The sequence below is a fragment of the Candidatus Woesearchaeota archaeon genome (genome assembly GCA_003694805.1).
Classification (GTDB): Archaea; Nanobdellota; Nanobdellia; order Woesearchaeales; family J110; genus J110.
This window is the reverse complement of record RFJU01000141.1, coordinates 1-9,712: the sequence shown is the minus strand read 5'-3', so window position 1 is coordinate 9,712 and position 9,712 is coordinate 1. Positions and strand designations below refer to the sequence as shown.

Here is a 9,712-nt window from a genome sequence, read left to right as displayed (position 1 = left end):
TCCTGGTTATCGTCACTCCTTTGCTTGTTGTGTCTGCCGCCGCGACTATTTACTCGTACCTTGCCTACAAAAAAAATAAGTGCCGAAAACGGAGTGGAAGGGCAAAGTAGTGATTGGTGTTGGGGCTAAGCGGCCGGCAGGTTATGCTTTTATCCTTGTTTTTGCGTTTGTTGTTTCTTCTTTTTTTCTTCTTTTTTTGTTCGTGGCTTATTCAGTATGCTTTTTTTATTCTGCGTGCTTTTATGTAGCGATGCTTTTTGCTTGAAAACACAACACGACTTCAAGAGAGCGGGGTGACAGGTTTTATTTGCTTTTTTTCTCGGTTTTTTTCTTGTTTTGGTATGTTTTCAGGCCGGTTTGGCCTTTGCGTTTTCTTGGCCCAATTGCTTTCGTGTCGACAGTTTGACCTACTTGTTTTTTGAGGTCTTTTGCAACGCCCGGCCCGAGAAGTTGAGCAAGGGCGGTGTAGTCTGCTTTCTTCACGCCAGTTACGTCGCGCACCCCGTTTTGAAAGAGTTTGCGGGCACGCACTCGACCGATATGCTTGAATTTGAGGAGGGGGAAGAGTTCTTCTTTAGCGCCGTGCTTGAGGCGGAGGCGCAGTTTTGCCAGGGCGGCTTTTTCTTTTTTGAATACAAGAAGTCTGCAAAGCTCTTCCGCGGCGTAGCAGAGCCAATCTGCCCGTTCAAGCTTCGCGTGGATCTCGCCAGGTCTGATATCGTAACGGTCGAGGAGGACGTCTTCAGTAACTTCATTGCACCAGTCGTTCAGGAAGAGCGCGGTCTTGAGGGAGGCAAGGAAGTCTTCGTATTCTTCTTCGTACATACTTGGTTCTAGGACGTAGAGTTCATCCAGGTGCGGTGCTGTTTTTTCTTGTATCTCATCGAGTTCTCGAGTTTTGACTCGCAGCAATGGGCGCATTTCGAGTGTTGAGGCGAGGAGGTGAAGATAGGCAAAACTGCTTTGCCTCTTCTGAGTGGCTCTGCGAAGGCCGGTGATGATGAAGTGAGCAGTGTAGGGGTCGAGGTAGAGTTCTGCGACGCGCCTGCCGAGAGGGGTTGCGCGCAGCTTGCCGGCGTGGATGTCTTTGGCGGAAACGAAGTCGTTGTGGCCTTGCGGGGTGATGATGAAGCCCCACGCGTCGAGGTGTTTGAGCATGCGCGTGATGATACTGTGTATTTTTCGCATGTCGCCATACTGGTGCGCGTAGAATGTTTTGCTAAAAAAGTCAAAGAGGGCTTGGGTCGTCGTGCAGTATTCCGTCGCGATGAGTGAGAGCGTCGCGACGCGCAGGGCGGGTTCCGCAGCGAGTTTGCTGGTGATTTCTTCTGGCTCTCCTTTGAGAAAGGTTTCAATGATGTCTTCCTTTTGCGAGGGAGTCGCGGCGATGGTGATTGCCTCGCCGCTCTCTTCCATGCCGGGCCTGCCTGCCCTGCCTGCCATTTGGTGGTATTCGAGGACGGAGATGGGCGTCATGCCCCACCCTCCTGAGAAGCGTTTGAGGTCGCGAATGATTGCGCGGTACGCAGGCATGTCAATACCTGCTGCGAGGGTCGGTGTTGCGCAGACGATGGCGAGCTTGCCTTCTCGAAACGCGGTTTCTATTGTTTCTCGCTGCTTCGCTGCGAGGCCTGCATGGTGAAAGGCAACGCCTTTCTTGACGCACGCTGCAAGTCTTTTGCACTGCTTCGTTGGCGTGCTGAGCGCAGAAAGAATGGTTTCGCTTAGGTGGTGCAGGGCAGTGTTGCTCGTCGCCGTTGCTCTTGCTATTCGTTCTGCAAGTGCCTCTGCGGATCGGCGTGTGTTGACGAAGATGAGGGCTTGCTTGCCTTGCTCTATGGTGTGAATGGCGATGTTCGTCGCCGGGTCGGCTGTTATGGTTTTGATGGGGAGTGTTCTTGGCACGGCATCATGTGAAAACATGGGGTTGTTCTTAAACGTAGTGTTTGGGGTTGGAAAAGGTTTTTGGCTGCAAGGTCCTGCTCGTGGGAGGTTATGCGGGCCGTTTCTTTTTGGTGCTGTTCGTTTTTGTTGCTTTTAAAGGCTCGTGGTGCGCGTGGTTAGGCGTGCTGAACGCTTGCGATGCATGAACAGGTCCGTGCAGGTAAACGATTGGTTTATAAACTTCAAGTCGGTAGGGGTTTCATGAAATTTGTTGCCTTGCTCAGGGGTGTCAATGTTGGGGGGTCAAGGAAGGTTGAGATGAAACGGTTGAAGTCTCTTTTTGAATCCTTGAGGTATAGAAATGTTACGACCTATGTTCATTCTGGAAATGTCATGTTTGAATCAGACGTGAAACGAGAAACGTTGCAAAACGACATACCAAAAAAATTAAAGAAAGAATTTGGTTTTGCAGTGCAAGCACTCGTTAAAACTAAACATGAAATAAAAAACATTGCAGACGCGATTCCTCAGCGCTGGAAAAATGATGCCGAACAAAAGACGGATGTCGCTTTTTTGTTTCCTGCAATTGACTCAAAAAACATCGTTGATGCGCTTCCTGTAAAAAAAGAGTTTATTGATGTTCGATATGTCAAGGGGGCACTTATTTGGAATGTTAGGAGAACAGAGTATAACAAGAGCCGTCTGAATAAAATTATTGGTCTAAAACAATACCAGTACATGACTGTAAGGAACGTTACTACGGTGAGATTCTTGGCCGGGGAAAAGAAAACAAAGACTTGAAAAACAAAGGCTCACCCACTGGTTTTTTCAATTTTTTCAGAATAAAAAAGAAGAGGTGACGGAGGAGATGGGTGCGAAGAAGAACGTGCCGGGTTTCGGAGGGGATTTGCAAGAGAAGAAAGCGCTCTTGCTCAAGAAGCTCCAAGACCAAGGATTCTCTTCTCGAATTGTGCAGGCGTTTGCAAACGTTCCGAGAGAGGAGTTCGTTCCTCCTGCGTTGAAGGATCAGGCCTATGAAGACACCCCTCTTCCTATTGGGTGGGGGCAGACGATCTCCCAGCCGTCCACCATCGCATTCATGCTCTCTCTTTTGCAGCCTAGAGTGGATGCTCACGTTCTTGAGATTGGGTGCGGGAGTGGGTACGTCCTTGCGTTGTTGCACGAGTTGGTCCCTCAAGGAAGCATCGTTGGTGTTGAAAGAATTGGCAGCTTGGCAAAGCTGGCAGAAGAGCGAACAAAAAAGATGGGTAATGTGTGCGTCGTGCACGATGACGCGAGCAAGGGCGTGGACGGCATGTTTGACAACATCTTAGTGAGTGCAGCGTTTGACGCGGTTCCTTTGCATTTGCTCGCTTCGGTCAGGGAGGGAGGAAATGTTGTCTCTCCGGTGCGTGACGCCATTGTTCGCCTGACAAAGCAAGAAGAAGGCAAGTGGGAGCAGGAAGTGTTTCGTGGTTTTGCCTTTGTTCCCATTCTTCCTGGCAAGCGTTGAGCGAGGCGCGTGTACGTCGTTGGTGTTGTTTTGCTCGTTTCTGTTCAGGGTCCTGTTCTGGAGGGTTTTTTCTTCTATATGTCAACGCCGATGGTGGTTCTGAGCACCCATCCAACACCGTACGTGATAAGGGCGACGCCGAGTGAAATGAGTGCCATTTCGGCAAAGCGGCGTTTGAAGGGAAGCTGTTTGGCTGTTGAGATGTAGAAGGTGTAGAACGCGATGATGCACAAGACCGCTGCAAGCATCACTGCGAGAGAAACAAGCGGGTTTTTGAAGATGAAGTAGGGCGCTATGAGGACGATGACAGTGAGGAGGTATGCAATGCCGGTGTAGAATGCTGACGTGAGCGGCTTTTTTTCCTCCTTGCCGCCCCGCTCCTGTTCCTCTTCTCTCGAGCTGAGGTAGCCCGAAGCTGCCATGGAGAGGCTGGCTGCAAAGCCCATGATGAGTCCCGTGACGGCGATGAGTTTCCCATTTGCGAGAGCGAAGGTGAGCCCTGCGAGAGCTCCGCTGAGTTCAACGAGGGCGTCGTTGAGGCCGAGGACGATGCTGCTTGCGTAGTGAAGTTTTTCTTCTTTGAGGAGTGAGATGAGTTCGTGCTCGTGGCGTTGCTCGTCCTTGAGTATTTGTGAAACGCCGGGAATGTGTTTTTTGAGACGGCGGTACCCTTTGATAGATGCGTCTTCTCCGTATTCCATGAGGCGGAGGGTGAACGTGAGGCCGAGGACTTTGGCCATGGTGGTGTAGAGGAGTATTTTTGCTTTGTTCGGGGTTACGTCTTGTTTGCTGACACTTTTCCAGAAGCGGTAGTGGTGAAGCTCGTCATTTGCGATGCGTTCAAGAATGTTTTTGTTGTGCTTGTTTGCTTCGAATGCTGCTAATCGCTGGTAGATGTGGTGTTCGGTAAGTTCGCTTCTTTGTGCTTGGAGAATAGTTGCGAGTTCGGGTTCTGCCTGCGTCTTTGCTTCTTGTTCGCTGCTCGTGTTGTTCTTGTTCTTCTTTCGCGGCCTTGTTGCTTTCTTGTGATCGTTCTCCTTGGGCGCGTTGCTCCTTACTCGTTTGGCTTCTGGCATGGCCTTCGTTGGTCGTGGCGTTTTTCTTTTCATTGCTCTTTGCTTTTTTGGTGGGGCTTGCTTATTGGTAGGGCTTGTCTTGTTTTTTGTACACTGCTTTTTGTGGCTTGTTTGCGTACGTTTGCTTTTGCTTGGGCGCGCTCGTGTAGCCGCTTGGCATTTGTTGGGGTGCTGCATACGCGGCCGTGTCGTGTGTTGGTGTTCCGTAGGTCGTGGAGCGGACGGCGGGGCCTTTGACGTCGTAGGTCGCAGTCACTGCCCCGTCTTCTTCAACGTCAAAGCTCGCCTTGCCACAGCTACACCGCCAGTTCAGCACTTCCTCTTCTTGTGGAAAGTCGTCAGCGGGTGAGGAGAAGTCAAGGGGCTTGTGGTCTTGCACGTCGTCTTGTTCTTGGCTTTGCAGTTTTTCTTTTGCAAGGAGGAGTCTGGGAGGGTTTTGGGGCGGGTGGAGTTTTGCGTGGTCTTGCCATGCTTTTGAGTGTTCGATGATTTTTCTTTCGTACTCTTTGCGGTTGAGGTTGGTTCTATCTTCAAGACTCTCTGATGCGCCTCGCGTGTTGCTTGATTCGTGCCCGGAGACTTCTTTTTCCCCTTGCGCTGCTCGTATATTAGTTCCGTTCATGATTCTTTTATCTTTGGTTCCTTGTTGCCCTGTGTCTCTTCACGCGTTCTTTGTTGCGTTCTTACTTTTCTTACTTTTTTCGTTTTTTTGTTGCTTTGCTTCCCTTCGTTCTTGCTGGCTGCTTTTTATTCGTCGCGGAGTTTCTGGTTTTTTTCGTGGCCGAGCGTCGCGTCCGTGTCGTTGGCAAAGCGCGTCTTTTATGCGTCCAGTGCAGCGGCCTCGTAAATGCGTGGTCGAAATTTTCTTTTTTGAACTGTCCTCTTCCGTAGCGGTATATGAGCGGTTTTCCAAGTGCGAGTTCTAAGTGGGGGATGTCTTTGTCAGGTATGTTTTCGATGTGCTTTATCATGGCCCTGAGGCTGTTGCCGTGGGCTACGACGAGGACGGTTTTTCCTTTGCGGAGGTGGGGGACGATATGTTTTTTGAAGTAGGGAACAACGCGCCGGTACACGTCTTTGAGGGATTCGCCGCCTGGGGGTCTGACATCATAGCTGCGTCGCCAGAGGAAGACTTGCTCTTCTCCCCATTTTCTTCTGGCCGCGTGTTTGTCCATGCCCTGCAGCGTTCCGTAGTACCGCTCGTTAAGGGCTTCTGCAGGTATGATGGGAATTTCGTTCTTTTCGAACTTGTGGGGGTGAAGCGACCATTTTGCTTGTCTGCCGGTGCTGTGAAGGAAGATGCCGGTCGCTTCTTGTTCCGAGAGGATGAGAAGGAGGGTCTCATGCGCTCTGACGAGTTTCGAAGTAAATGCTATGTCTACTGGAACGTTTTTGAGCTTTTGTGCTGCTATGAGGGCTTCGTGCACGCCGGTGGGGGAGAGGGGGACGTCGACCCAGCCGGTAAACTTGTTGGCGATGTTCCAGCGAGATTCTCCGTGTCGTACTAAGATGAGATAGCTCATAGGCTTCTTTTTTCAGTGCGCTATTATTATATGTTTCGGTATTCTGTGTTCCGTGTGTGATTGGACGCATGCGGGTTCAAAAAGGGAGGGGTGCCTGGCTGGGCGCGGGGCGTTGAACAAACGGGTGCGTGGTTAGGCGCACGGGGGTTTTGTGAGCATGAGCGATGAGCGTAAGAAGTGATGAAGTGTGTCGAGAGGATGATTGGGAAAAGAACTGGGCCCGCGGGGACTTTCACAAGCACGGCGCGCTATTGAACGGCAAGGATGGATGCTACAAGAGTCGTTTCCTGCCTGTGTTCTGGCGCCGTTGATATTGGTTTGAACCCCGGACCACTCGATTATCAGTCGAGCACTCTATTGCCCAAAAGCCTGATGGTTGCCAGCGCAGGGCGTGGCGAGTGGCCTTGTTTTCCAGGCTAAGCTACGGGCCCAGCGTGCCTCAAAGAGTTGCAAGTGGTTTTTAAAGTTTTGCTTGCCAATGCGCTTACCATTGCGCTTACCATCGCTCACTGTTGAGCGGGTGAAGTGCTTGATTCCCCGTGTGTGTACTGATGCATTGTTCTGACTAGTTGCGGAGCTAGTCGTGGAAAGATTCTCTTCTTTCACCCTTCCCGTTTTTAGCGTCCCTTTTGGCTTTGCTATTTCTATTTTCTTCAACATCTTTTTCTTCAACAATTCCTTGACAAGGTTCTTACGATGGCGTTTTCCTTTGGCCACCATCTTTGCAACACCCCCTCCTTTTAAAGCCGCTCTTCTCAAAACCTTTAAATACCCTTTTATTCCATAAGGCAATGCGGAACCCATGGTTAAACCATTCCTTTTCTTGCTCTGGCTCGCCTTGTTGCTCTCGTTTCCCTTGGTCGCTGCACAGGAAGCGGTCACGACCGGCGCGTTCTTCGTGGACAAGACGACACTGCACAGCGCTGGGTTTCGCTGGCACATAACAGGGGATTCTAACTGGAACAGCAAGGCTCGTGTGGAATTCAGAAAGAGCGGGTCTTCTTCTTGGAAAGAAGCGCTTCCCATGATGAGGACAAACGGTGAAGTGCTCGGGTATGTTGATGAGTGGACGTGCCCGAACCAGTTCGCGGGAAGTTTGATTAATCTTGAACCGGGAACGACGTATGAGTTTAGGATCACCGTTACGGATCCTGACGGTGTGATCGGGGAGTCTGTCAAGACCGGAACAATCACGACACGGGACGTGCCAAGGAAGGATCATAGTGGCGCAACGCTGCACGTGTACCCTTCGTGTTCAGGGAGTGTTCAACAGCCTTGCTACACGAACGTCGCCACCGCTGCCGCCTCTGCGAGTCCTGGCGATCTCGTGCTCGTCCATAATGGCACGTACACAAACGGGCCGTTTAATCTCCGCGGATTGGGCGGAAGTAGCTTTTCGCTTCCCCTCATCATTCGGGGAGAGAGCGCTGCGGGTGTTGTGTTTGACGGCGGTGCACCTGTTGGTTCTAACACGCCGCTCTTCGAAGTTATGGGGTCCCGGTATCTTTTCTTGGAAGATTTCACTATTGTGAACGCGGGCCTGGGCATTCGTGGCGATGATGCTGTCGGACTCGTGGTGCGGGGTGTTACGATGCGCGAGGTTGGAGGAGCGATTGCCGGGAGTACCGATGTCGGGCAGGATCAAGACTGGTACATTGCTGACAACGACGTGCAGGGTTGGAACGACGCTTGGGCGCCCTATAGTCAAAAGTCGAGCATCAATAAAGGAACGCACGGGATTATCGTGACGGGAAAGGGCCACGTGTTAGAGCACAACAAAGTGAGCAGGTTTTATGATTGCTTGGGCCACGCGGATAGTTCTGCCTTGCGGGCGGATAAGATTAACGCTGATTGGAGGGATCCATACAGCAGGGATTTAGACTTTAACAATAACGACTTGTTCGAGTGCGTTGATGATGGTATTGTTTTGGATTTCGCCTACCACAATATTCGTGTGTGGAATAACAGAATCACGAGCGTCCATAGCGGTATTAGTTTGCAGCCGCTCTATTGCGGACCAGCGATTATTTGGCAGAATGAAATCTATAACATCCCTGCAGGAAACAGTTTTAAGACGCATAATGCGCCTGTCGGTTTTGAGGTATACCATAACAGTATTGCTGACGCATCGCAGGCGTGGGAGGTCAGCGGGGGTTGGCAGAACGCCAGGATTAAGAACAACGTGTGGCTTGACAACGAGGGGGGTTATCCAACGTGGGAGACGGGTGACGTGGAGCACGCGCTCACGGAGATTGACTACAATGCACTCTCGCCCGCGCCGACGCTCATTCGGTGGCGGGGGGCGAGTTACAGCTCTAACTCAGCATTCTTCTCTGCAACAGGGTATCAAGAGCATGGGATGATAACAACATACGCGGATTTTGAATCGTGTTCGCACCCGCCTGGTGAAAGTGGAAACCCCGTGCCTGGGTCGTGTAATTGGCAGCTGAAAAGCGGCGCGGGCGTCATCGATAAGGGTGTTGTCATTCCTGGAATTTCAGACTCGTACTCTGGTAGCGCTCCTGATCTCGGGGCGCACGAGTTCGGCAGTCAGACACCGGTCTACGGCCCGAGGTTTTTCGGGGGCGGTGTCCCTGAGTGCGGGGAGGGGAGGGTTGGTTTCCTCTGCGCGTGCGGCGGTCAAAACGTTTCTTCGGGGTATTGTTGTGGAGGAAGTTGGCAGGAGGGCGTTGCGTGTTTGAGTAATAGCGATTGCTTTGACAATGATCCTGGTACGAGGGATGTTTGTAACGAGCCTGACACGTGCAGTGCGTATTGTTCTAATCCCCCTGTTGGGTCTGAGCCGTATAATGAAACGTACACTGCTGTGGAGAATATGCCGCTCGATTTTTTCGGAACGATGCAGGGAACGGAGAAGTCGACTGTGATTTCTATTGAAACACTTCAGAACGCGCAAAGCGCTCGGGTTCGGATAGGGAGTGTTGACATTGACAGTCAAGCAGAGGTTGGGTATTACATTAACGGGCACGGCGACTTGGATGTTCCTCCTGAGAACATTCGTAACCAGCGTGCTGGCTCGCCGCCCGTGTTTGGGGAGCAGTCAATGCCTGTGAGTTATTTTGTTGAAGGATCGAATACTATTACGTTTGTTTTTGCGGATGCTACGGGCACGTCTGGGTTTACTATCACGGACTACGAAGTTACTATTGAGTATGCAGGGTCAGGACAGAACGCGACGTGTTCGGACGGCATTCAGAACCAAGGAGAAACGGGGGTTGATTGTGGAGGTCCTTGTCCTGCGTGTCCTTGTGAGTACGATGAGAACAAGCCGGGCGACTTGGACTGCTCCAACAAGGTTGACATTTATGACTTGACGCTCGTCGGTAGTTCGTTTGGATGTGCTGAAGGCGATCCTTGCTGGCTTGAGAAGGGCAAGCAGGCGAACGGGTGCTCTATGAATGAGGAGCCTTTTCGGCAGGTGGACATTAGCGACTTAAACTGTGTTTCGCAGAATTTCGGCAACGCGTATTAACCTCTTCTCGTGTCAGGTCCGATCCTCGTTCCTTGTTGGTGTTCTTCTTTCTTTGGCGTTCTGCTTTCTTGGTTGGCGCCTTTGGTGCGTGATTTGAAAAAGAATTTGGTTGGCGAGGTTTTGTTAGTACGTGTTGCCGAAGTTGTTCGCAACAATATTCAAATCCGTCACGTCAACAACCCCATTCGGATCATCACGATCCGCCCGCTGCGCCCGCTCATCC

Annotated in this window: 8 protein-coding genes; 3 read left to right on the top strand and 5 right to left on the bottom strand. The window is 51.2% G+C overall.

From position 1 onward, the window contains the following. Positions 1-303 precede the first annotated feature (303 nt). Complete coding sequence (locus D6783_05335; GenBank protein ID RME52287.1) at positions 304-1,923, bottom strand: hypothetical protein; 1,620 nt, start codon at positions 1,921-1,923, stop codon at positions 304-306. Positions 1,924-2,145: 222 nt separating this feature from the next. Between D6783_05335 and D6783_05330 the strand changes: the two genes are divergently transcribed. Both D6783_05330 and D6783_05325 read left to right on the top strand, forming a co-directional pair. Continuing rightward, a complete protein-coding gene (locus D6783_05330; GenBank protein ID RME52289.1) occupies positions 2,146-2,685 on the top strand; it encodes a DUF1697 domain-containing protein in 540 nt (179 codons plus the stop codon). 67 nt (positions 2,686-2,752) lie between these two features. Further along, entirely contained in the window at positions 2,753-3,397 is a 645-nt protein-coding gene (locus tag D6783_05325; protein RME52286.1) for a methyltransferase domain-containing protein, read from the top strand. Positions 3,398-3,471: 74 nt separating this feature from the next. On the opposite strand, the gene D6783_05320 is transcribed toward D6783_05325, so the two are convergent. From D6783_05320 to D6783_05305, 4 genes are all read right to left on the bottom strand, one after another. Then, complete coding sequence (locus tag D6783_05320) at positions 3,472-4,473, bottom strand: rubrerythrin family protein (protein ID RME52288.1); 1,002 nt, start codon at positions 4,471-4,473, stop codon at positions 3,472-3,474. Between the two features lie 61 nt (positions 4,474-4,534). Next, entirely contained in the window at positions 4,535-5,095 is a 561-nt protein-coding gene (locus D6783_05315; protein RME52285.1) for a hypothetical protein, read from the bottom strand. 70 nt (positions 5,096-5,165) lie between these two features. Further along, positions 5,166-5,996, bottom strand: coding sequence for a phosphoglycerate mutase (locus D6783_05310; GenBank protein RME52284.1), 831 nt, complete (start codon positions 5,994-5,996; stop codon positions 5,166-5,168). A 354-nt stretch (positions 5,997-6,350) separates the two neighbouring features. Next, the gene (locus D6783_05305; protein ID RME52283.1) at positions 6,351-7,022 is read right to left on the bottom strand and encodes a hypothetical protein; all 672 of its coding nucleotides are present in this window, start codon (positions 7,020-7,022) and stop codon (positions 6,351-6,353) included. Between D6783_05305 and D6783_05300 the strand changes: the two genes are divergently transcribed. Continuing rightward, the gene (locus tag D6783_05300; protein RME52282.1) at positions 7,021-9,489 is read left to right on the top strand and encodes a hypothetical protein; all 2,469 of its coding nucleotides are present in this window, start codon (positions 7,021-7,023) and stop codon (positions 9,487-9,489) included. The genes D6783_05305 and D6783_05300 overlap by 2 nt on opposite strands. The last annotated feature ends 223 nt before the right edge of the window (positions 9,490-9,712 follow it).